Here is a 22,706-nt window from a genome sequence, read left to right on the forward strand (position 1 = left end):
TCCTACCTCGTCTGGCTACTGGTGTCACAAGAGTATCGACCAAAAGCTTAAGTTTCACTTGAAGGTTTAGTCGTGTGCGACACGCGATGCGTTACGACGAGCCCCTCCCCCGCCCCGGGCACAATCCGGCCCCAATCCACGCAAATGGTGAATCTTCGATGGTGAATCCGTGCTCCACAGCAGGTTTTCACCATCTGCGGTTCACCATTTGCCCCGAAAAGGCCAAAACCGGCGCACCGCAAGCGCTGCGGTAGCCGGTTAGTGATTGGTAGGCGCCTACCAGGCGTTCATCACGTTAAGGATGCGCGGCTTGGTGGCCGCGAGCTGGCCGCCGAACTGGTCCCAGTTGTGCAGGCCGGTCGGGGTGAACACAGCGGTGTGCTTCACGCCGGTCACGGTGGCCTTCGCGGACCATGCACGGGTGGTGGCGCTCGCGATGTTTTCCAGCGCGATGCCGGATGCGCGGTGCTGCGGCAGGTACTTCTCGTCGGCCGGGCCCGGCACGCCGGAGCCTGCGGAGACGTACACGTCGCGGCCGCGGAGGTTGCCCATGTTCAAAAACGGGTCGTTTTCAAAGCGGCGCGGGTTCAGCGAGGAGCCCCACATGGCGTTGAGGTTGTACATGCCGCCGTCGAGAAGCGCGGCGCGAAGCGCGGTCTGCGCACCCGGGACGGTGGTGGTGAGGTAGCCCGAGAAGGACAGCACCTGACGGAACTGGTTCGGGTGCAGCGCGGCGAGGTTGATCGCGGCGGTGCCGCCCATGGACAGGCCGAGGATGGAGTTGTTCGTGGGCGAGACGCCGAAGTGCGTCTGCAGGTAGGACGGCAGCTCCTTGGACAGGAAGGTGTCCCACTTGTAGGTCACCGGGTGGTTGAAGTCGTAGGTCGCCGGGGCGTTCCAATCGGTGTAGAAGGAGGACTGGCCGCCAACCGGCATCACCAGGGTGATGTTGTTGTCTTTGAACATCTGGGCGGCGTTGACGTCGTTGACCCAGGCGTTGGTGATCTCGGTGGCGCGCAGGCCGTCGAGCATGTACAGGCCAGCGTTGCCGGCGCGCTGCGCGGGCTGGATCTGGACGGGGATGTGGCGGTTCATCGCGGGGGACCAGACGGTGCAGCGCTGCACCCAGAACCCGACGCGGTCCCACTCGCAGTGGCCGGTGGAGTCGGGTCGCAGCCAGTCACGGTGCGCCGCTGACGCCTGCGGGGCGCCGATCACGGCTGCCAGGCCGGTGACCAGGGCCATCAGCAGCGCGGTGAGCTTACGGCGCACAGAATTTTTGGAGTTCATAGATCCCCTCAAAACGTGTTTTCAGGCAAAAGACACGTTTACGTTACCAATTAGAAACGTGCTCCGCTATTTCCTAGCGTGCGCCTCCACCGGCCAGGCGAGCTGTGCGCCGTCCATCCCGGGGTTGGCCCCGCGGCGGATTGCCCGGCGGGTATCGGTGTCGATGTAGAGGCCGGGGTCGCTGGAAAGTTGCAGCGTGCGGCCGTCGCTAAGCGAATAGCGCACGTTTTTCCAGAACCGCTCCCAGCTCATGGGTTCGCGCGACGTGGCCAAAAGTTCGGAGATTTCGGGGCTGCGCAGCGCGGCACGCGCCTGCTTCGCGCGCATGGAGCTGATAAACGGCGGCAGCCCGTCCAGGTAGGTGTCGGTGTCGGCGGCCTGCCAGGCGGGGTCGAGGAATTTGTCGTGGCCGACGCGGCCTTTCGGGTCGCGCGGCATGCGCGCGGCGATTGGGGTTGCCAGGCCTACGGTGTCCAGGATGCGCACGTCGAGAGGCGCGTTCATGCTGGTCATTCCCAGGTTGATTAGATACGCCGTCAGCGGCAGGTTGCTCAGATCCGACTCCTCGTCCTCGCGGTCGCGGTAGTACCAGCTGTACAGCTCCGGCTCCGCCGAGACGTAGGCGAGGTTGAGCTGCGCGGCGTCGGCGTCGATGGCGTCTTCCAGGGCGTCTTCCCAGTTCTGCATGAGCTTGGAGCCGAGGAAATCTTCGGCGTAGCGCGGCGGGTCAGTCAGCTCGCGGCCGACGGCGAGCGTCCAGAACTCCCGCTCGTCCACGATGCCGAGTTCTTTCTCGCCGGTCTGGTACGCCTCCCAGTCGATGGGGTGGGCGCGCACGATGGTTACGCCGGCCCACACGGCCACGGCGGTCGCCAGGGCAATGCTGACGCGCGTAATCGGCACGGCCATCGCGGGCAGCAGCAGCGCGAACAGGGGCAGAAGCCACATGCGCCCGTGCATGAAGTCGCCGCCGACGCGCAGCACGTAGAGGATGTGGGCGAGTGCGCAGCCGGTGACAAGCAAAACAATTGCTAATCGACGTCCTCCGGTTCCCCGCATCATCCACCCCACCAACCCCGCGGTGGCAAGCACGGGCAGCCAGAGCCAGTAGTAGCCGACAAAGTCTGCGAAGTACTCGAACCCGCGCGCCCATTCGGAGCCGGACGCCGATTTGGCCACTGCGGTGTGCGGGGTGATCAGGCCGTAGTACCCCATGCGGAAAAGCTGGTAGGCGGCAGGTACAGGCAGCGCCGCGGCAAGGATGCCGGGGGTTTTGCGCGGGGAACACCAGATGAGCAGGATGCCGGTCACACCTCCGTAGAGGGCCAGCTCCGGGCGCACGAGCCAGGACATTCCGCACCAGAAGGCGAGGAAGTAGCCGGCTCCCGGCGCGCGGCGGCGCACCGGCTCCGCCCACGCCACCAGGGCAGCCCACCACCCGGCGATCCACAGCAGCGACAGGCCCCACTCCAGCCCTGAAGTGGCGAAGTCGCGCGCCGGCGGCAGCGCCAGGTAGATGATGATGCCGAGCGGGAGAACCGGCCCGACCTTGCCCCAGTAGCGGCCCGCGGCGTAGGTGGCCAGCGCGGCGGCAGCGATGGTGAACAGGAGCGCGAGCCACATGGCTACGTCTTCGAGCCGGGCGCCGGTCACCCACCCGGCGGCGGTGATCAGGTACTGCCACAGGGTGGAGGTGTTGGCCTCAACTCGCTCGCCGGCGTTGAACACGGGTCCGTTGCCCGCCAGCAGGTTGCGCACGGTGCGCAGGACGATCAGCCCGTCGTCGGACATCCAGCGGCGGGTCCACCCGCCCCAGAACGCGAAGATGCCCGCGACTACGGCTGCGGCGAGCACGGAGAGGCGGGCGGTCTTTGTCATTGCGACAATGTTAGTGGGTCAAGACCTACCAGCCTAAGTTCGGCACAACGTAGACGGCCATGGCGATGCAGAACAGCCACGCTGCGGCGAGCAGCTGCAGAACGCGGTCTTCCAGAGCGATCTCGTCGGGCGCGCCACCCTGCCCGCCGTCGACTACGGAGGCGTAGCGCAGGATCGCAATGACAAACGGCACCATGGACACCTGGTACCAAATGGCGGCGGTACCCCCGACAGAGTTGGACAGTTGGAAACCCCACAGCGCGTACGACATGACCACGGCGGTGGCGGAAAGCGTCCACACGAACCGCAGGTAGGTCTCGGTGTAGCCTTGCAGCGAGCGGCGGATCTCCGCGCCGGTTTCTTTGACCAGCAGCAGCTCAGCGTAGCGCTTGCCGGATGCCATGAAGAGGGAGCCGAACGCCGCCACCAACAGGAACCACTGCGACAGGGCGATGCCTGCGGCCACGCCGCCGGCCATGGTGCGAAGCATAAAACCGGAGGACACCAGCGCGATGTCGATCACCGGGACGTGCTTCCAGCCGAAGCAGTAGCCCAGCTGCAGCGCGATGTAGATGCCGATGACCCAGGCCAGCGACGTGCCGTCGGTAGCCAGAAGCGACAGGCCGAGCGAGAGCGCGATGAGCACCGCCGCCATCACGTACGCCAGGTTGATCGGCAGCATGCCGGAGGCGATCGGGCGGAAGCGCTTGGTGGGGTGGCGGCGGTCGGATTCGACGTCGCGCGCGTCGTTGATCAGGTAGATCGAGGACGCGCCGAAGCAGAACACCACGAACGCCAGGAGGATGTCCACAGCGGTGCGGGAGTTGAAGGCATCCGCGCCGGCGGCCAGGGGCGCGGCCAGCACGAGAACGTTTTTCACCCACTGCTTGGGCCGCAGGCCCTTGACCATCGCGTCCGGGAGGTTCTTCGGCGGCGCCTTCTTCATCACCTGGTCAACGCCGGAGGTGTGCGGCTCCGACTTGATCAGGGGCTCGTCCACGGGTTCACGGGTGTTTGCCACTAGATCCTCTTCTCAGCCTCGATTGCCGCCTTCGCCGTCACCGCGCCCAGGGCAGCACCGGCGAGGGTGTCGGTTGGGTAATGCACGCCGAGCACGTTACGCGACAGCATCATCACCGGCACGAGCAGCCACGGCCACTTGCGTCCGGTGATGTCCGCCAGGTGCGCGGCTGCGGCGCCGGTGTTGGCGGCGTGCGACGAGGGAAACGACAGCTGCGAGGGCGTTTTCACGCCGATCTTCACGCGCGCATCGTTCGGACGCGGGCGGCGCACGATCCGCTTGAGCACCACGGTCGTGGCATGCGCGGCGAAGGTACCGGCACCGAGCGCGAGCCACTTGGAGCGCTTTCGCTTATCGACGGCTCCGCCAAGCCCCGCCACCGCCAGCCAACCGAGGTCGTGCTCGCCGAAGTAGCTCAAGCACCGGGCGGCCTTCGCGGTTTCCGGGGTGTACAACTTGTCCTGGATGGCGACGAGAAGGTCGGTTTCTTTACTGGGCATCGAAGACCTTCCCCCAGTTCTCGTGGCTGGTCAGCTCTTCGCGCGCGTCGCGGTAGGTGCGCTTGAGTTCCGGCCAGCGCTGCTTGATCTGGGCGCGGAGTTCCTTCTGCTCGCGCATCAGGTCGTCGGCAAGTGCCTTGTCGCGCTTGCGGAAGGCCACGCCGGTGCCGCCGGCGGTGGACACGGTCGCCGAGTCCACGCGGGCAAGCGTGTACCAGCGCGCCTCGTCGGCGGTGAGGTTGAGCTGCGGCGCGTCCCAGTGCGCGCGGTCCTCGTCCTTGCGCAGGTGCATCAGAGCCTTGACGGCCCACGGGATCTTCTTGATCTTGGCCAGGCGCCCGCCGACCTTGTTGGTGGGCACGCCCGGCGCGCCGGTCGGCGCGGGCAGGTCGGTCGCGGACGGCAGCACCTGCGCGTCCGAGTACTCCTTACGGATCCCCTGAATCCGCGGTAACGAGGATTCAAGGATGTCGAAGAGCTGGTCCGGGCCCGCGAGGAAGTCGCGCATCGCCTCGTTTTGGATGGCGATGGTGGAGTACTCCATGCAGAAGTAGTGTTTCGCGGTGGATTTAGACATGTTCTTCAGCATCGCCTCCGGGTTGTCCGGCCCGTAGATGCTGGCCACGATGAGGCGGTTGCGCATGTGGAAGTACGCCTGCCAGTCAATCGCGTCGTCCTTGTCCGCCCACGCCATGTGCCAGATGGCCACGCCGGGCCAGGTCACCGTCGGGAAGCCTGCTTCCTTGGCGCGCAGGGCGTACTCGTTGTCGTCCCACTTGATAAACAGCGGCAGCGGCAGCCCCAACTTCTCCGCCACCACGCGCGGGAACAGGTTCATCCACCAGCCGTTGTAGTCCACGTCGATGCGGCGGTGCAGCGGGCGCGAGGTGGTCTTTTTCGGGTCCAGGTCCTCTTCGTCCGTGCCCACGTAACCCAGCGGGTACTTGGCAAAGTCGTGGTCGTAGACGGCGTGCTTGGCGACGGAGAACATGAAGATCTCCGGGTCCACGGTCTCGCCGGTGGTGCGCAGCTGCGAGCGGTCCTGCAGGTTGAGCATCTGCCCGCCCACCAGGATCGGCTTAGCTGCGTAGCGGGCGGCCTGCACGGCGCGCACGATGGAATCCGGTTCGATGGCGATGTCGTCATCCATGTACAGGATGAACGGCGCGTCGGTGCGGTTCAGCGCCTCGTACATGATGCGGGAGTAGCCGCCGGAGCCGCCCAGGTTGCCCTGCTGGAAAATCTCCAGCTTGCCGTTCAAGTTCTTTTCGGCTTCGGCGAAGTCCGGCTCGTTCGCCGGGTGCTGGTTGCCTTGATCGGGCATGAGGACGTTGCTGATGCACGCTTCCACGTACGGGTCCTCCGCCAGGGCGTGCAGCGCGTTGACGGCGTCGCGGGGGCGGTTGAACGTGGGGATGCCCACGGCCACCTGTTTGGGCTGGGGCGGGACCACGGTGCCGTCGTCAAGCTCTTGCTCCTTTGGCTCCTGCGGCGAGCACCACGCGGCGTCGGCGATGCGCGTGTCGTCTTCGGCGGTGACGTCGAACCACAGCCAGCCGCCGTCCTCGAAGTTGCTCAGCTTCAGCGGGATTTCGATGCTGCCGGTGGCCTCGACGTTGGTGACGCTGACGCGCGTGCCGTCGTGCTTCGAACGGTAAACCGAGATGGTCGCGCGGCCCTCGATCTCCATGGCCAGGACCACCGTGTCCAGTTGCGACCAGCGGCGCCAGTAGCTTGCCGGAAACGCGTTGAAGTAGGTCTCGAAGCTGACCTCGTTGCCCGCGGGGACCTCGAAGCTCGTGCGGTCGGACCAGCGCAGACGCTGCTTGTTGTGCTCCTGCTCGATCAGGTACAGCATGCGCACGTCGTGCGGCTCGCCCTTTTTGGGCATGAGGACGCGCTGCAGCGTGTCCACGGCGAGGGTCTTGCTCGTCTCCACAGCTCTCACTTTCTGTTGTGGGCAGTCGGAAACCAAGCGTAATCGCTTCAATGGTGATTCCTTGGTGTGGCTCGCGGGATGGCGCGGGTTAGGCGGAGAAGAGGAGACGCAGGCCTTCGCGAAGGTCTGCCACGATGCGGCTGGCTTCAGATTCGGGAACCCGCAGGTTGTCTAGAGCGAGGCCGTTGATCAGCGCGGTAACCAGGCGCGCTTTGGGCTTTGCGTCCTCCTCACCGCCCAGCGCAGCGACAACGTTGCCCTGAAAGTCTTCAAGCACCTCGGTGTAGAGCTTCGCAATCCAGTCCCGGGTTGCAGAGGCGGAGCCGTACGTGACCCAGATCGCGGCATCTTCGGAACGCACCCCTCCGGTCGGGAGGAGCTCGGCAAGCCTCGCCACCCAGGTTTCGAGCTCGCCTTCCCTTTCAGACACCGCCGCCACCCGCTCGCTCTGGCGCTGGATGGAGCGGATGAACGCGTGAGCCAGCAGGGTGTCCCTGTTCGGAGCGTGGTACTGCACAGAGCCGGCGGCGAACCCGGATTCCTTCGCCACCTCCCGCACGCTCACGGCATCGAGCCCCCGCGACGCAATGATGCGGATAGTGGCGTCGGCAATGGTCGCGGCCGATTCTGAAAACTGATGGTCCAGGGAGAAGTCGTTCATGGTTGCGCCCCATTCTAGATTCTCGTACGTTCGTAAGGCGTAATACGTTCGTACGAGAGATCCGGAGCGTCCCATGGGTTCAGTCATCGCAGTTGGTGGTTTGGCGCTGCTCGACAGCCTGAGCTTGGGCACCCTTGTCATCCCCCTTGCGCTTATCGTCCACTGGCGCGCCGTTAAAGTTCCGGCGCTGACCGCGTATTTGATCACCGTTGCGGCGGTGTACTTCCTCCTCGGACTAGGGATCCTCCTCGGATTCGCCGGTCTGGGCTCAATTGCCGAACGGGTCACGCAGACCGACGTCTTCCCATGGATCACGTTGATACTGGGCGCGGTCCTCGCGCTTTTCGGCATCTTCGCGCCCAACCCCAAAAAGCCCGAACCCGGGCAGTTGCCGAAACGCGCAGCCGGAGCCACAAGCAGTGTGCCGAGCATGGTCGCCCTGGGCCTCGGCGCATCTCTCACCGAGGCGGCGACCATGCTGCCGTACATCGCTGCAATGGGCATCATCGGAAGCTGGGATATCCCCTCCGCGGCCAAGGCCGGGGCCGTGGGCATCTACTGCCTCATCATGATCTTGCCGACAGTCATCCTCGCCACCTTGGCACTGCTCTTTGGCCAGAAGTTCTTCCCGCGGCTCGAACGCCTTATCCCCCGCCTCGAGTACGAGGCAAAAGTGACGCTTCTCTGGATCGCCGCCATCGTCGGCATCTACATGGTGGCGAACAGCGTTGCGACGATCCGCGGTGACCTCCCCGCCTCATAGTGAGGACCGGTTTCGCGCGACGGCCGCATTGGCGCTTGATGCGCATGACCGATACGGTAGCTACGTTTTCACGCCCTCACCTGCCCGAGGGGGCACTTTCCCGCGCATTCAGAACGGTAGATTCCATGGCTTTCGCTCACACCGAGATTTCTCACGAACCGCCCGCTCCGACGGGGGTTGTGGAGTCCTTCCGCTACGCATTTTCGTCGCCTACTCGCCTGCGCAAGGAGGTGCTGGCGGGCCTCACCGTCGGACTGGCGCTCATCCCCGAGGCCATCGCGTTTTCCATCCTCGCCGGCGTTGATCCGGCGCTCGGGCTGTTCGCCTCGGTGATCATGGCCATCACCATCGCGTTCACCGGCGGCCGCCCCGCGATGATCTCGGCCGCCACGGGTGCGGTCGCCCTGGTCATCGCCCCGGTGGCCCGCGAGTACGGGGTGGACTACTTCATCGCAACCGTCTTGCTGGCGGGCATGCTGCAGATCGTGCTCGCGGCGCTCGGGGTGGCCAAGCTGCAGCGCTTCATCCCGCGGTCGGTGATGACCGGCTTCGTCAACGCGCTGGGTATTTTGATCTTCACCGCGCAGCTGGAGCATCTTATCGACGTACCAAAGGTCGTCTACGCCCTCGTCGCAGCTGGCATCGCGATCATGATCGGGTGGCCAAAGCTTACGGGCGCCATCCCCGCCCCGTTGATCACCATCATCGTCATCAGCGCTGTCGTGGGGCTTGCCGGATTCCGCGTCCCCACTGTGTCGGATATGGGGCAGCTGCCGGATTCCCTGCCGCGCCTGTTCATCCCGGACGTGCCACTGACGCTGGAAACGCTTCAGATTATCGCGCCGTATTCCCTGGCTATGGCAATCGTGGGCCTGCTGGAGTCGTTGATGACGGCCAAGCTTGTCGACGACATCACCGACACCCACTCCGACAAAACCCGAGAATCCTGGGGCCAAGGCGTGGCGAACATCGCCTCCGGCATCTTCGGCGGCATGGGCGGCTGCGCCATGATCGGCCAGACCATGATCAACGTCCGCGAATCTGGGGCGCGCACCCGCCTGTCTACGCTGCTGGCCGGCGTATTCCTCCTCGCATTCATCCTGCTGCTCGGCGACGTGGTGGGCCAGATCCCGATGGCGGCACTCGTGGCCATCATGATCATGGTGTCCGTGGGCACCATCGACTGGCACTCGGTGCACCCGCGCACCCTGAAATTCATGCCACTATCGGAGACCGTGGTGATGCTGGTGACCGTCGTAGCAACGCTTGCCACCAGCAACCTCGCCGTCGGCGTCGTACTCGGCGTGATCACCGCGATGATCACCTTCGCCCGCCGCGTCGCACACCTCGCCTCCGTCGAGCAGGTTTCCGCCGAGGACACGACCAACGACGGGCAGGTGGACACCCGCACCTACCGCATCCACGGCCAGCTGTTCTGGGCCTCCAGCAACGACCTGGTCTACGCATTCGACTACACCGACCCTGCAGAAAACATCGTGCTCGACTTGAGCGCGGCCGAGGTGTGGGACGCCTCCACCGTGGCCACGTTGGACTCCGTCACCCGCAAGTTCGAGGAACGAGGCAAGACCGTCACCATCGTCGGCCTCGACGGGCCGAGCAAGGACCGCCTGGACCGCCTGTCCGGAAAACTCAACAGCCAATAACAGCATGTCTCCCGTAGGCTGCGAATCATGCAGTTCAAGGGATACAACGACGACGGTCTCCCCCACGGCCCCGCAGGTGGACCACGCAACAGCTCCGGTACGCCGGCGCGCAACTACGCCATCGGCGCAGCCTGCATCGTGGTGGCCGTGCTCTCGTTCGCGTTCCTCACCGGCTCCACCGCCGTGTTTATCGGCATCGCGGGTGCGGTTACCGGTGCGGTGTTTCTGGTGATGGGGATCCAGGGCAGCGGCGACCAGCAGCCGGGCGTCCTCGAGCAGGGAAACTTCGGCACCCAGGACCCGGGTGCGGACTACGACTGGGACGGCAACTTCCGCCGCGAGTTCGGCGACGGTCAGCACCGCTAAAGCCCGGGCCAGCTAGATGTTGCCCGGTGGCGGCGGCGTACCCTAAGCTAATCGCGTTAGCTTAGGCACACCTAACCATGGGTGCTTTCGTTCCCGACCGAAAGGGCGAACCTTGAAACGTACTTCCCCATTGTCGCTTCAGCGGTTGACCGCTACCTTCACCGCGGCTGCGCTGCTGCTCACCGGCTGTTCCAGCGAGTCCGCAGACTCCGGCCAGCGCACCGACGCGGCGGGGTCGAACGACCGCATTGTCACGCTCGGGCTTGGCGACGTGGACACCGTCCTCGCGTTGGGGGAGCAACCGGTCGGCTACGCCACCTGGGAGGCAGAGGGCTCGGGCGATCCGTCCGGCCTCGGACCGTGGGCGAAAGACAAGCTCACCGCCGAGCCGAACCCGATCCGCAACACCACCACCGAGTTCAGCACCGACACCGCTGAGCAGGTCGCAGCGCTCGATCCGACCAAGATCATCGCAGTCAACAGCGGTTTCGACAGCGACAAGCAGGCCCTGCTGCAGCAGATTGCGCCGGCGACCTTCCATTCCGACCAACACGAAGACTGGCAGGTGCCGTGGGACGAGCAGATTAAGGAGATCGCGGCGGCGTTGGGTCAGGAAGCTGAGGGCGACAAGCTCATCGCAGAATCCGAGCAGGCTTTCGCCGACTTCCGGCAGGCGCATCCGGAGCTGCAGGGCAAGACCGCGGTCATCGGGATGCCTTACGACGGCAAGCTCGGCGTGTACACGGCAGGCGACGGCCGCGGCTCCTTCATTGAAAAGCTCGGGTTTACCATCCCGGACAAGTTCAACGGTGACGGATCCAGCTTCTTCATCGATTGGTCCCCCGAGAACTACTCCGACTTCAATGACGTGGACTACGTGTTCATCCTGGACTACTACGACGCGATCGACGCGCTGAAGAACGATGCCGCGTTTGCGAACCTTGACGTCAACACGCGCGGGGGCGTGCACTGGCTCGACACCGACACCGCCAACGCGATGAGCATGCCCAACCCGCTGACCATCCCGTACGCGATCACACAGATTGACCAGGAGCTCTAGAGCGCGCTAGCGGGGCACGATCAGCGGCCCTCCTGCCACCGGGTCCTCGGCGACCACGGCGGGCAGCGAGAATACGTCGGCAAGCAACTGCTCCGACACAACCTCGGCGGGCGTGCCCGCCGCTTGGACCTCGCCGCCTTTCATCACGACCAACTGGTCGGAAAAACGCGCCGCGAGGTTCAAATCGTGCAGCACCATGACCACGGTGCGCCCCATGTCATCGGCGAGACGGCGAATAAGCGCAAGTAACTCGACGGAGTGGGAAAGGTCCAGATACGTGGTCGGCTCGTCCAAAAGCACGAGCGGGGTGTCTTGGGCGAGCACCATCGCGATCCACGCGCGCTGCCGCTGCCCACCCGAGAGCCGCTCGAGCGGACGCTCCGCGAACTCGGACACCTGAGTCAGCTCCATCACCTCGTCCACCACCGCGCTGTCTTTCTCCGAGGTCTGGCGCAGCCACGTCTGGTGCGGGTGGCGCCCGCGTCCGACCAGGTCACGCACCGTCAGCCCGTCCGGCGCTACGGGGGTTTGCGGCAGCACCGCGAGCGTGCGGGCGATCTCGCGGCGTTTCATCTCCGCGGTGTTTCGGCCGTCCAAGACCACCTCCCCGCGCTCACGCGGGATGAGGCCAGCAACCGCGCGCAACAACGTTGATTTACCGCAGCCGTTCGGCCCGACGATGGTGGTGACGCCGCCGCGCGGGACGTCGAGGCCGAGCCCGTCGATGATCGTTGCCGCACCGTAGCTGACGGTGAGATCACGCACGTGAAGCATTACAAGGTCACCTTTCTGGTCGCGCGCATCAGCGCGTAGAGCAAGGCCGCCCCGCCGAACGCTGACGTGGCCACGCCTACCGGTAAGTCTCCCGGCACAACGGTGCGCACCGCGAGGTCCGCACCGGCGACGATCAGCGCGCCAGCAATCATGGCGGTGCCAAGTGGGGGCGTGGGGGCATTTGCTAATCGACGGCCCACGTGCGGCGCCACAAACGCCACAAAAGCAATCGGACCTGAAGCCGCCACCGCCGTCGATGTCAACGCCACGGCAAGCACCATGAGCACAAGCTGGGTGCGGCGCGGATCGACGCCCAGCCCCGCAGCCGTGTCGTCCCCGAGAGAGAGGGCTTCGAGCTGGAATGACGCCCAGCGCAGCAGCGGCACAACCAGCGCAAGCGCCACCAACACAGCGGCGGCGTCACCCCAACCCGAGGATCCGACAGAGCCGGTCACCCACGCCTGGGCTTTGCCCACATCGCGGTAGTCGGCACGGACGAGGAGGAAGGAGTTGTACGCCACCGCCAGGGCGTTGAGGATGATGCCGGCGAAGATGAGCTGAAACGATCCCAGGCCGTCGGCGCGGCTGAGCCACCAGATCGCCCCGGAGACCGCTATCCCGCCGACAAACGCGCTCAGCGGCACCTCGAGCGCGCTGAGCAGCACCCCGGTACCGCCACCCGCGAGCAGCGCTGTAAGTGCGAACGCCGACGCACCTGAAACAACGCCCAAGATGTCTGGACTGGCCAGCGGGTTACGAGTGATCGTCTGAAAGATCGCACCCGCGAATCCGAGCGCGGCCCCCACCGCCACCGCCGTGGCAACACGCGGCAGGCGCCATTCAACGACCACGGTGCGGGCCATGCCGGTGGACTGTCCGGTCAGGGCGGCGAGGACGTCGCGAAGCCCAAGCCCGAATTCACCCACCATGATGCCTCCGAGCGCGACGGCGAGCCCACACGCAGCGAGCACGACATTAACTGCGAACATGCGGGTCACAGCTTCGCCCCCTTCCGCAGCAGGTACAGGGCGAACGGGGCGCCGACGAATGCGAGGGTGATGCCAACTTGCAGCTCACCGGGGCGGGCGATGACTCGGCCGGCGACATCCGCGAGGAGCAGCAGCGTCGCACCGGCAAGCGCGGAGCATGGCAGCACCAGCCGGTAATCCGGCCCGGTCAGGGAGCGGACGATATGCGGCACGACCAAGCCGACAAACCCGATCGGGCCCGCCCCCGCCACAGCTGCACCAGCAAGCAGGGCGACCAGCAGGATTCCCACCGCGCGTGCAGCCGCGACGTTGACGCCGAGGGAGTGCGCGACGTCATCGCCCAGGTTCACCATGTTCACCCGGTTCGCCGTAGCGAACGCAGCCACCAGGCCGACCAGTATGACCGGGGCGACGGCGGCGACGATGTGCATGTCCCGGCCCGCGACGGAGCCCGCCGTCCAAAACCGCATGTCATTGAGGCTTTGCGTGCTGGTGAGCACGATGCCGCTGGTCAGCGCGGAAGACACCGCCCCGAGCGCGGACCCGCCGAGTACAACCGTGATCGGGGTGGATCCGCGGCTTCGCGCGCTCAGTGCGAAGACGAGCACTACCGCCATTGTCGCGCCGAGGAAACCGACCCCCACCGCGACCAGCACGGGCAGCGAGCCGAACACGGCGGTTGCTGCAGCCACCGCAAGCGCCGCCCCCGGGGCGATGCCCAGCAGGTTTGTGTCAGCCAGCGGGTTGCGCGTGTGCCCCTGGAGCAGAGCTCCCGCTGTGCCTAGCGCCGAGCCGGCGAGCAGGCCGAGCAGCGTGCGTGGAACCCGCAGTTGGGCAACCACTTGCGCTTCCTCGCTGACCTGCCCAGATTCGGTGTGGAACGCGAGGGCAAGCCCGTCACGCACAGCGCTGACGCTTTCTGTCACGCCCATCTGCCGCGCGCCGACGGCGAGCGAGAGCAACACCGCGGCGACAGCCGAAATCCCGAGCGCAATGGCGAATCCCGCGCGTCTAGTCGCACTCATGGTCTGTCACCGCCAATACCCCATGAACGAGATGTGCTCGCGCGGCAACCCCGCCTCTTTAACCAATAGGCGGCGCATCGCTTTCACCGAAGTGTTCTTGCCGGCGATCCAGTAGTAGGTGTGTCCGGACGCGCCCGCCCCACTGTTGATGGGTTCCCCGCTTCCCGAATACGTCGGGGTTTCCCAGACATTGTCTCGCTGGAGGCCACCGTCGTTATCGGGCTCATCGGTGGTGGGAGCTGCTGGGCCCCGCAGCGGCTCAATGTCCTGTTTAAGCTGCGCGTAGAGCTTGTCCCCATGCCCGACTTCGGGCTCGGTGCGGAAGTGCCAACGGACATCAACGTGGGCAGGCGCATCGATTTGAAGGCTGTTGCCCGCCGGCACCTCAATGTCAGCGGAACCGGCGAGGTCTTCGGGCCAGTCCTCCAGCACTCGGGAAATCGCCGGAAGAGCAGTTTCATCGCCGTACAGTCGAGCTGCCGCGGCAGCGCCGGGAGCGAATTCGATACCGACGCCAGACGCGTCATCGCGGGTCGGCCCGATGATCCACAGCGCCTGCCCGGGCAGCGCGCTTTCTGCCCACGCGGAGGCTGGCCCAGCGTTGTGGCCGTGCAGCACGAAATCCACATCGAGTTCGTCCGGGTCACCGTCGTTGCGCCGGAGGGCGCGAATGGAGTAGGTGCGGAGATGCCCGCGCGTGTGTTCCGGCATGGCGCGCCAGAGGTCCCACCACCCCTCGGCCGGCAAATCAACAAGCCCTGCCGCCGACGGGATGATGAGCTTGATCCGCAGATCCATGATGGGCACAGCGGGACCCATTGCGTCGACACCGGTGAACGTCACACGTTGAAAATTCGGTGCGATGCGCTCGCTGCGAACGACTGTTGCAAGGAAGGGCCGGAAACTCACCGCACGGACTATATAGGATTGCCTAACTTAACAAAAGTGGGGGGCTTGCCGATTAGCAAAGGCGCTAATTGCTGGCCAAGGTAAACGCCGGTAAGCGAAAAACCGCACCCTTGTACTTCATCATGACATCAAACCGAGTGTCCGGGTGACACCATTGGGGAACAAAATTTGGCGGATCCCTTCGCCATAAACCACCGCCACTGACCTGCCCATTTTGCATTTCGAAACGGTTTCACTTGGCGTTTTGAAAGCGATCCGCTTGGCATTTTGAAAACGGGGCGGGCCGGGGGCTCGTCGATAGGCAAAGCCCCTTACTTCGGCTCCCACAAGCTGCTCGGCCCAGTAAGAGCCTTGCGGTCGCGCGCGAGAATGAGGCGGTCCAGGTCGGCGAGCACCGCGTCGACATCGGACGGGTTGTAGCGGCGCTCGCGCCGAGCGCGCTGCAGCTCGCGGCTAGCGGCGCGAAGTGCGACCTCCTGCATCTGCATCGCCCCAGCATGGGCGCGCTTGAAGGCTTCCTTGCGCTCCTCGGACCCTTCCGGATCCTGCAAACGCTTCTCCGCAAACGAATTCAGCCACTCCTGCACCATCGCGTAGGCCTCGGGCTGGTACTCCTCGCCGTGCTCACGCACCGCCCTGCGCGCCGCATCGTAGGCGCGCTGGTTCAGCTCCTCGAGCGCCTGATCGGCGCCGGGTCCGTTTTGCAGATCAAGCTTATCGACGAGCCACGGCAGCAACAGCCCCGGCACCACCATCGTGCAGGTGAGCACGGTCAACGCGATGACTGAGAGTTCGTGGTGGTAGCTCGTCGCCGATGCCGGGATTGCCAGCACGAGCGCTAGCGTGACCAGCCCGCGCATGCCCGCCCACGCCATGAGCAGAACCTCCTGCAAACGCAGCGGGGAGACGTTCGTTCGGTGCTTTTTCTCGTTGAGCTTGTACAGCACCCACATCCACACGAAGCGCACCGCAAACGCGACGACGGACAGGACAACGCCCACCTGCACCGCCTGCCAGATGTGCGTGCCGGCAGTGTCGATAGCGTCGCGCACGCTCATGCCGATCAGGCCGAACGCCACGCCGGTAAACAGCAGCTCCACGGTTTCCCAGAAGGAGTGGCCGGTCAGCCGGTCCTCGGCGGTCATGGTGGAGCGCGAGGACATCTCCACCGCGGCGATAACAAGCGCGATGACGCCAGAAGCGTGGATGGCCTCGCAGCCTGCGTAGATGGCGAATGGGAGCACCCAGGTAAACGCGGTGCGGATCACGGAATCGGGCACGGAGTTGGCGAAGATAGCCGCCAGCCTGCCCACGACCAGGCCGATCAACACCGCGGCGACGGCGGCGTAGAGGAACTGCAAGAAACCCTTACCGAAGTCAACCTCGCCGTGCGCGACTGCGGCCGCCATGGCGACGTTGAAGGTCACGATGGAGGCGGCGTCGTTGAACAGCCCCTCAGTCTGCAGCGTGCCGGTGATGCGCTTCGGGATGCCGGCCGGGCCCGCCACCGCGTCCACCGCCACCGGGTCCGGCGGGGCAATCGCGGCGGCGAGCACCATCGCGGTGGCCAAGCTGAGCCCCGGAAGCATCCACATCGCCGTGGCGGTCAGCGCGGCGATGGTGAGGAACACCAGGATGATCGACATGGTCAGCACCACGTTGAGCTGCGAGCCGATTTGCCCCCAGCTCGTGCGCCGGGCCAGCGACCACAGCAGCGGCGGCAGGAAGATCGGCAAGATCAAGTGCGGATCGATGGACACCGTATCGATGCCGGGGATGAAGATCACCGGCGCGACCACCACGGTCAGAAGCGCCGGCCACGGCAGGCCGGTGCGCTCACCTACCGCGGCGACGAGGACGGTGGCCAGCAGCAGGCCGATTAGTGCTATGAAAGTTCCCACGGTGGGTCAGTGTACGGGGCACCGCGGGCGGCAGCAGGTGTCGCCGAAGCTGATCCTCCATCTCAACGTTCGTCGACTCGGTCCCGCGCACTCTCTACCTCCGCAAACCATATAGGCTTGCCTAACCTAAGAGAAGCACTGAGGTGCGTAATCCCCGGCGCCCGTATAGCTGGCCAAACGGCTAGTCGCCTTTAAAACAGGTGTCGGCACGGGCATCATCAACCACTCCGACATCAACCGGTACCTCGTTTCGACCTTCGTCGCCCCGGCCCTGAGCGCCTAACCAACCCTTTTCGGAGTTGTTTGAAACAACTCCAAAACAACTCGCCGTAAAACTGACCAGAAATCAACCCATCTGAGCAGGTCAGGATAGTTGTTTGGAGTTGTTTAGAGGGAAACCCACCGAACACTCGGACCTCGAGTCGGGCTACCGTCGGCAATCTTCGCTTTACCCAAATCTCGAAGGTGGCGAAGGATTCGGCTCACTGATTCACGCTCTACGCCGAGTTCATTCGCAACCTCACGAGCGTTCAGGGACTTCCCCTCGCGCAACTGAGCAATGATCCAGTCCTCGGTAGTCACGGATGCAATCGCAGTAGATTCGTTCCCCTCAAAGGCCGTCCGAGCTCGAGCGGACAGTATCCACTCAGGAGCATCCCGCAAAGGTTCTAGGAAGCCCTGACTTGCGTACCACCCCAAGGTTTCTTGGGCCTGCGCTTCCGGGACTTGCATGAGTCGAGCTGCCGTGGCCGTCATCAAAATCTGGTTGTTCGCTAGATGACGCGCAACCAAAAGCCCATCCACACTCTTGAAGATCGCTTCACCAAACTCAGTACGCAACAGGTACAGCGTCTTAATAAACGCCGAATCGACATTTCCGGCGGGCAACGTGACCTCAACAAACGGCCCATCGGCATTCAGACTGGGGGCTTGCCTACCACTAGCAAGCATGGAGACCCACATGCGATCGAAGCCTCGCGAAGATTCTTCAGCAAGTCCTAACTGTCGCAGTGCACCCATCAGAATCGGGTTGCGCGGAATCGATTGGGTGGTCAGAATCCGCTCCTCGGGCACGCCTACGGGGAGGCCACCAGGAGACCATACGGTCAGACTGGTCGGAGACTGATCAACGACGATTGCAGTGGTCGCTCCCCAGTCGCGGTGCGCGAATGCGTTAGAAACAATTTCATCTACAGCAGCCGCAGGAAACGCCGGAATGGGAAACTCTTGCCCGTTCGGGAGCTGCACTCGCGCAATCTCCTGCGACGTGTGAGCCTTAATCAACGCACGTAGCTGTTCTGACGCAGTAATCAACGGTGCGGAGATCTCGGTTACTTTCGGATCGCCACTGGGCACGTCGCGAAGCAAATGTCTCACGACCGTCCGGTTGTGCAGTGGCTGCATGAAGAGAATTTCTGCCGCAAATGTCAGCGCGCCATCGGCCGTAAGCAATCCCAACTCACTGCAGAGTTGATGACTCGTCTGGGGTACAGGCGAGTCATCACCCAAGGCATGCTTCCGGTTGGCAAGGAGTGCTTTAGCCTGCTCGATTGCCTTAGGGTCGAGATCTTCAGGGCTTCGTCGAGACACAGTAGCGCTCAGGTCAGGGTTCGAACGGGACAGGTGAATACTGCGACGCTCATCCTCCCCCAAAGGAACACAGTTTTTCCCGACGCGTTTACTGGCCTGGCCTTTGGATCGCTGATACAACGCCATCCCCCGCGGGATGCGCAACGCAATCAAACGCTTGCCACAGCGCTCGATTTCAGAAGCTTCGACCTGAATATGAGGCTGCGTCTTGCTGTAAATCTTTTCCACCAACCAATCGCATGAGCGATCAGTACCCGTGAACGCAGCAGGGCCTGCCTTCTTGTCATTGACGCCAAGGACAATGTAGGCGACTCCGCCGTCGGCGTTGGAGAAACAAATGACTTCGTCGATGAGAAACTCCACAAGACCCGCATCGGGGTTCTTGTTCATCGGGTGGACGGCGGGATCCTCCTTGAAATCCAGTACCTGGGATTCCCAGATATCAGCGCTATCTCCGGCCTCAATTGCCGACAGTGCTTCCTCCACACCCTCAAAACCCGAATCGAGCATGGGTTCAGAATAACAAAAGTTGTTTCAAAGTTGTTTGAAACAACTCCGAAACAACTTACCGCAAAAATCGCCCAAAATCAGTCCATCGACGCAGGTCAGAATAGTTGCTTGGAGTTGTTTCGAGTTGTCTATAACTCGACCGGAGCTACCATTCTCGTTATAATCCGTTCATCAGCTGGCTAGGAGGCGTGGTTATTTTCCACAACCTGGTCGGCGTTTTAATTGGTCGGCCGGGCAGCGGTGCCGGGCGACCCCGGCACCGCGTCGCCGTGGCCGCTACACCGCGTCGAAGAACTCCACCGTGGTGCCGTCGAGCACCTTCGAGGGCACGCCGATCTTGCCGGCGTCCCGAGCGGCGGCGTAACCGGACAGCCGGTCACGGTAGTGCAGGAAACGCTTCAGACCGCCGAGCTCGGTGACGTCGACAAGCTCCGCGTCGCCGAAGCTGTTCGGGCTGTCGTTGTACTCGGCGATGACGCCCGTGCAGTCCGGACAGTCGGGGTGAACGAAAATCTCTTGAATTGCCATGCCGCCCCCTAGTGCCCGCGCGGCTGGCTCAGCGGCTCGCCGGACTCGAAGAACGGGCGCAGCTGGTTGTCAAACAGGGTCAGCGCCGCCGCGATGGCCATGTGCATGTCCAGGTACTGGTAGGTGCCCAACCGGCCGCCGAACAGGACGTTGTTCTGCTCGGATTCTTCTGCCGCGAGGCGTCGATAGGCTTCGAGCTTTTCGCGGTCCTCCGGGGTGTTGATCGGGTAGTAGACCTCGTCGTCGTCGGAGGCGAAGCGGGAGTACTCCTTCACAATCACCGTCTTGTCGTCCGGGTACGAGGAGCGCTCCGGGTGGAAGTGACGGAACTCGTGGATGCGGGTGTACGGCACGTCCGCGTCGTTGTAGTTCATCACCGGGGTGCCCTGGAAGTCGCCGACCTCGAGGACTTCCTGCTCGAAGTCGAGGGTGCGCCAGCCCAGGCGGCCCTCGGCGTAGTCGAAGTACTGATCCAGCGGCCCGGTGTAGACCACGGGCGCGTCCGGGTTCTCGGCGCGGACCTCGGAAGCGACGGCGAACCAGTCGGTGTTCGTGCGGACGTCGATAAGCTCATGCTCCGCCATCTTCTCCAGCCAGGCGGCGTAGCCGTCGACGGGCAAGCCCTCGTAAGTGTCGTTGAAGTAGCGGTTGTTGAAGGTGTAGCGCACCGGCAGGCGCGAGATGATTTCCGGCGGCAGGTCCGTGGGGTCGGTCTGCCACTGCTTGGCGGTGTAGTGCTTCACAAACGCGTCGTAGAGCGGCTTGCCAATAAGCGCGATGCCACGCTCCTCCAGGTTCGTCGCGGCCGCGGGGTCGAGGCCTTCGCGCTGCTCCTCGATGAGCTTTTTCGCCTCTTCCGGCGAGTAGTAGCGGCCGAAGAACTGGTTGATCAGGCCGAGCCCCATGGGGAACTGGTAGGCGGTACCGTCGTGCATCGCGAAGACGCGGTGCTGGTAATCCGTGAAGTCGGTGAAGCGGTTGACGTATTCCCACACCCGCTCGTTGGAGGTGTGGAACAGGTGGGCGCCGTACTTGTGCACCTCAATCCCCGTTTCCGGCTCGCTTTCGCTGTACGCGTTGCCACCGATGTGGCTGCGCTTTTCCACCACCAGCACGCGTTTGCCCAGCTCACTCGCCGCTTGCTCGGCCACGGTGAGGCCGAAGAAACCCGATCCAACAACAATGAGGTCGTATGCCATGAGGCCTATTTTCGCACAGTTGCCTATCGACGGAGCTCCGCCGCGACACGCCCCAGAAGTCTCAAGTCTTTCTTGAGACTTGAACTTGCACTACACTTCGTTTCTGTCACATTTGCCACTGCTTTCGCAGTGAACCCCAAGAACCCCAGGAGTATTACTGTGCAGCAACGTCGCAGCATTCAGGGCGGCGCGGCCCGACCCGCCCGGGCCGCGATCATGCCCGTGATCGTGTCCGTCCTCCTCGTCACAGCACTCGTTGCCGCCAACGCATTCAGCGGCAACCGCATCCTGCAGGTGCAGTCCCTCGGCGCAGGCGCCCCGGAGGTCTACACCAGCACCTCATCGTTCGCGGCCGGCGACAACATCACCGTCGACGACGCCGCCATCCGCACCCAGGGTGGCGAAGAAGATCACGTGCGCCGCGTGGTCAAGGAATTCTCCAACGACCGCGAGTTCTCCATCGTGGGCCTGACCTGGACCGGCGAACGCGACGTCGCCGCGTACGTACGCTCCCAGAAGGCCGACGGCACCTGGTCCGAGTGGTTCGAGATGGACCCGGCAGACCCGCAGGCGGGCTCCGACAAGTTCGGCACCGAGCCGATCTACGTCGGCCGCACTAAGCGCATCCAGGTCTCCACCGGCAACGTGGACCTGCTTGAAGGCGGCCGCGCCGTCTCCGACGCCCCCACCACCGCCAACGACATCGAAGCCGTGTTCCTGGACGGCGGCACCGGCACCGTGCAAGGCGGCATCCAACCGGTTGCCGATTCCTACACCCGCGGCATGCCCGAGGTAGTCACCCGCGCGCAGTGGGGCGCCGGCCGCAGCAGCACCCCGTACTACTCCGAGCCCACCACCGCCGCCACCGTGCACCACACGGCCGGTTCCAACAACTACTCCGAGGCCGAGGCACCGGGCATCGTGCGCGGCATCTGGAACTACCACACCAACAACCTGGGCTGGGGAGACATCGGCTACCACGCGCTCGTCGATAAGTACGGCAACATCTACGAAGGCCGCGCCGGCGGCATGGACCGCGGCCCGCAGGGCGCCCACGTCGGCTCCTTCAACCAGAACACCTGGGGCGTGTCCATGCTGGGCGACTACCAGTCCGCCGAACCCACCTCGGCCGCCCTTCGCGCCATGGGCGAGATCATCGGCTGGAAGGCCGCCGTCGCGGGCTTCGACCCCACCGGCTCCAGCTACCACGTCGCCGAGGGCAACTTCCGCGGCTCCAAGTACGCAGCCGGCCAGGGCGCAATGTTCAGCAACATCAACGCCCACCGCGACTTCCACTACAACACCTGCCCGGGCGATAACCTGTACTCCAAGCTGCCCGTGGTCCGCGCAACTGCGGCCACGAAGTACCGCTCCTTGGGCGGAAGCCGCTCCGGCCTCGGCTCCATCCTGGACCGCTTGAGCGGCAACGACAAAACGTCCACCACGGCGACCACGACTGCGACCGCGACCACGACCGCGATGGATGCTGCCCCGGCAGATCCGAACTTCCGCGCCACCGGAACCGCGCCGACGCCAACGCCGACGCGCCAGGGCAGCCCGAGCAACGGCACCCCCGACGGCAACCTGGCCGCGCTGTCCTCCGGCGACCCGAACGCCATCGCCACCGTGGCCGGCACCGCCATCGGCCTGGTGCTGCTGTTCCTGGCGGCCCAGGACAAGCTACCCACCGTCTCCACCGCCGGCGACACCCAGGTCTTCGAGGGCCTGACGCTGGCACAAGCAGCCGGTTTAGCCAAGCAGATCAGCCCGGCCGTCGCGCCTACCCTCAACGCCTTCGGCTCCAGCGACGCCGCCCAGGTCTGGACCGCACTCGAGCCCACCTTGGGCAAGCTCGTCGCCGGCGTCGGCGGCCCCACCGGCCCGGCCGTGGCGCTGTACTCCAACGGCATCGGCGCCCGCAACAACGAAGGCGAAATCATCGCCCTGGTAGGCAAGATCGCCGAGGCCTGGCTGCAGCAGGGCCTCGACGCAGGCCCGCTGGGCATGCCGGTAACGCAGCAGTTCAACCCCACCGCCGACACCGTCCGCGTGGACTTCGAAGGCGGCTTCATCACCTACAACCCGTCCGCCAACACGGTGGACATCAACACCAACTAGGCCCTCGCAAGCTCGGGCCTA

General features: G+C 64.5%; 19 protein-coding genes. 5 read left to right on the plus strand and 14 right to left on the minus strand.

Annotated features, from left to right (window positions below; translation table 11 throughout):
* Positions 1-276 precede the first annotated feature (276 nt).
* The 6 genes from CAFEA_RS10260 to CAFEA_RS10285 form a co-directional block, all read right to left on the minus strand.
* Positions 277-1,290, minus strand: a complete 1,014-nt coding sequence (locus CAFEA_RS10260) for an alpha/beta hydrolase (protein WP_063936972.1) — start codon at positions 1,288-1,290, stop codon at positions 277-279.
* A gap of 66 nt (positions 1,291-1,356) precedes the next feature.
* On the minus strand, positions 1,357-3,168 hold the full coding sequence (locus CAFEA_RS10265) for an arabinofuranosyltransferase AftB family protein (RefSeq protein WP_063936971.1): 1,812 nt from the start codon (positions 3,166-3,168) through the stop codon (positions 1,357-1,359).
* Positions 3,169-3,193: 25 nt separating this feature from the next.
* On the minus strand, positions 3,194-4,189 hold the full coding sequence (locus CAFEA_RS10270) for a decaprenyl-phosphate phosphoribosyltransferase (RefSeq protein WP_063936970.1): 996 nt from the start codon (positions 4,187-4,189) through the stop codon (positions 3,194-3,196).
* Entirely contained in the window at positions 4,189-4,689 is a 501-nt protein-coding gene (locus tag CAFEA_RS10275; RefSeq protein ID WP_035000234.1) for a phosphatase PAP2 family protein, read from the minus strand. Before CAFEA_RS10275 ends, CAFEA_RS10270 begins: the two co-directional genes overlap by 1 nt.
* Positions 4,679-6,628: a glycosyltransferase gene (locus tag CAFEA_RS10280; RefSeq protein ID WP_143313298.1), complete on the minus strand. Its 1,950-nt coding sequence runs from the start codon at positions 6,626-6,628 to the stop codon at positions 4,679-4,681. Before CAFEA_RS10280 ends, CAFEA_RS10275 begins: the two co-directional genes overlap by 11 nt.
* Positions 6,629-6,716: 88 nt before the next feature.
* Complete coding sequence (locus CAFEA_RS10285; RefSeq protein ID WP_063936969.1) at positions 6,717-7,289, minus strand: TetR/AcrR family transcriptional regulator; 573 nt, start codon at positions 7,287-7,289, stop codon at positions 6,717-6,719.
* Positions 7,290-7,362: 73 nt separating this feature from the next.
* Here CAFEA_RS10285 and CAFEA_RS10290 point away from each other — a divergent pair, with 73 nt between their 5' ends.
* The 4 genes from CAFEA_RS10290 (at position 7,363) to CAFEA_RS10305 (ending at position 11,142) form a co-directional block, all read left to right on the plus strand.
* Positions 7,363-8,052, plus strand: a complete 690-nt coding sequence (locus tag CAFEA_RS10290) for a GAP family protein (protein ID WP_063936968.1) — start codon at positions 7,363-7,365, stop codon at positions 8,050-8,052.
* A 125-nt stretch (positions 8,053-8,177) separates the two neighbouring features.
* Entirely contained in the window at positions 8,178-9,716 is a 1,539-nt protein-coding gene (locus CAFEA_RS10295) for a SulP family inorganic anion transporter (RefSeq protein ID WP_063936967.1), read from the plus strand.
* 27 nt (positions 9,717-9,743) lie between these two features.
* Positions 9,744-10,082, plus strand: a complete 339-nt coding sequence (locus CAFEA_RS10300; RefSeq protein WP_063936966.1) for a hypothetical protein — start codon at positions 9,744-9,746, stop codon at positions 10,080-10,082.
* Positions 10,083-10,194: 112 nt separating this feature from the next.
* A complete protein-coding gene (locus tag CAFEA_RS10305) occupies positions 10,195-11,142 on the plus strand; it encodes an ABC transporter substrate-binding protein (RefSeq protein WP_063936965.1) in 948 nt (315 codons plus the stop codon).
* Between the two features lie 6 nt (positions 11,143-11,148).
* On the opposite strand, the gene CAFEA_RS10310 is transcribed toward CAFEA_RS10305, so the two are convergent.
* The 8 genes from CAFEA_RS10310 to glf all read right to left on the minus strand — a co-directional run bounded on the left by CAFEA_RS10310 (position 11,149) and on the right by glf (position 20,567).
* Positions 11,149-11,916, minus strand: coding sequence for an ABC transporter ATP-binding protein (locus CAFEA_RS10310; protein WP_063936964.1), 768 nt, complete (start codon positions 11,914-11,916; stop codon positions 11,149-11,151).
* Positions 11,916-12,905, minus strand: coding sequence for a FecCD family ABC transporter permease (locus CAFEA_RS10315; RefSeq protein ID WP_063937031.1), 990 nt, complete (start codon positions 12,903-12,905; stop codon positions 11,916-11,918). Before CAFEA_RS10315 ends, CAFEA_RS10310 begins: the two co-directional genes overlap by 1 nt.
* A 5-nt stretch (positions 12,906-12,910) precedes the next feature.
* On the minus strand, positions 12,911-13,930 hold the full coding sequence (locus tag CAFEA_RS10320) for a FecCD family ABC transporter permease (RefSeq protein ID WP_063936963.1): 1,020 nt from the start codon (positions 13,928-13,930) through the stop codon (positions 12,911-12,913).
* Positions 13,931-13,936: 6 nt separating this feature from the next.
* The gene (locus CAFEA_RS10325) at positions 13,937-14,839 is read right to left on the minus strand and encodes a siderophore-interacting protein (protein WP_063936962.1); all 903 of its coding nucleotides are present in this window, start codon (positions 14,837-14,839) and stop codon (positions 13,937-13,939) included.
* Between the two features lie 311 nt (positions 14,840-15,150).
* Entirely contained in the window at positions 15,151-16,740 is a 1,590-nt protein-coding gene (locus tag CAFEA_RS10330) for a cation:proton antiporter (RefSeq protein WP_063936961.1), read from the minus strand.
* Between the two features lie 387 nt (positions 16,741-17,127).
* Positions 17,128-18,840, minus strand: a complete 1,713-nt coding sequence (locus tag CAFEA_RS10335) for an RNA-binding domain-containing protein (RefSeq protein ID WP_063936960.1) — start codon at positions 18,838-18,840, stop codon at positions 17,128-17,130.
* A gap of 276 nt (positions 18,841-19,116) precedes the next feature.
* Positions 19,117-19,368: a hypothetical protein gene (locus CAFEA_RS10340; protein WP_035000247.1), complete on the minus strand. Its 252-nt coding sequence runs from the start codon at positions 19,366-19,368 to the stop codon at positions 19,117-19,119.
* A gap of 8 nt (positions 19,369-19,376) precedes the next feature.
* The gene (gene glf / locus CAFEA_RS10345; RefSeq protein ID WP_063936959.1) at positions 19,377-20,567 is read right to left on the minus strand and encodes a UDP-galactopyranose mutase; all 1,191 of its coding nucleotides are present in this window, start codon (positions 20,565-20,567) and stop codon (positions 19,377-19,379) included.
* A 159-nt stretch (positions 20,568-20,726) separates the two neighbouring features.
* Between glf and CAFEA_RS10350 the strand changes: the two genes are divergently transcribed.
* Entirely contained in the window at positions 20,727-22,685 is a 1,959-nt protein-coding gene (locus CAFEA_RS10350) for an N-acetylmuramoyl-L-alanine amidase (protein ID WP_253704886.1), read from the plus strand.
* The last annotated feature ends 21 nt before the right edge of the window (positions 22,686-22,706 follow it).

This window comes from Corynebacterium afermentans subsp. afermentans (genome assembly GCF_030408355.1).
Classification (GTDB): Bacteria; Actinomycetota; Actinomycetes; order Mycobacteriales; family Mycobacteriaceae; genus Corynebacterium; species Corynebacterium afermentans.

Excerpts from the sequence above, each read along its gene's own strand:
- CAFEA_RS10260 (WP_063936972.1), bottom strand. The coding sequence starts at position 1,290 with ATGAACTCCAAAAATTCTGTGCGCCGTAAGCTCACCGCGCTGCTGATG.
- CAFEA_RS10265 (WP_063936971.1), bottom strand. The coding sequence starts at position 3,168 with ATGACAAAGACCGCCCGCCTCTCCGTGCTCGCCGCAGCCGTAGTCGCG.
- CAFEA_RS10275 (WP_035000234.1), bottom strand. The coding sequence starts at position 4,689 with ATGCCCAGTAAAGAAACCGACCTTCTCGTCGCCATCCAGGACAAGTTG.
- CAFEA_RS10285 (WP_063936969.1), bottom strand. The coding sequence starts at position 7,289 with ATGAACGACTTCTCCCTGGACCATCAGTTTTCAGAATCGGCCGCGACC.
- CAFEA_RS10290 (WP_063936968.1), top strand. The coding sequence starts at position 7,363 with ATGGGTTCAGTCATCGCAGTTGGTGGTTTGGCGCTGCTCGACAGCCTG.
- CAFEA_RS10295 (WP_063936967.1), top strand. The coding sequence starts at position 8,178 with ATGGCTTTCGCTCACACCGAGATTTCTCACGAACCGCCCGCTCCGACG.
- CAFEA_RS10300 (WP_063936966.1), top strand. The coding sequence starts at position 9,744 with ATGCAGTTCAAGGGATACAACGACGACGGTCTCCCCCACGGCCCCGCA.
- CAFEA_RS10310 (WP_063936964.1), bottom strand. The coding sequence starts at position 11,916 with ATGCTTCACGTGCGTGATCTCACCGTCAGCTACGGTGCGGCAACGATC.
- CAFEA_RS10315 (WP_063937031.1), bottom strand. The coding sequence starts at position 12,905 with ATGTTCGCAGTTAATGTCGTGCTCGCTGCGTGTGGGCTCGCCGTCGCG.
- CAFEA_RS10320 (WP_063936963.1), bottom strand. The coding sequence starts at position 13,930 with ATGAGTGCGACTAGACGCGCGGGATTCGCCATTGCGCTCGGGATTTCG.
- CAFEA_RS10335 (WP_063936960.1), bottom strand. The coding sequence starts at position 18,840 with ATGCTCGATTCGGGTTTTGAGGGTGTGGAGGAAGCACTGTCGGCAATT.
- CAFEA_RS10340 (WP_035000247.1), bottom strand. The coding sequence starts at position 19,368 with ATGGCAATTCAAGAGATTTTCGTTCACCCCGACTGTCCGGACTGCACG.
- glf (WP_063936959.1), bottom strand. The coding sequence starts at position 20,567 with ATGGCATACGACCTCATTGTTGTTGGATCGGGTTTCTTCGGCCTCACC.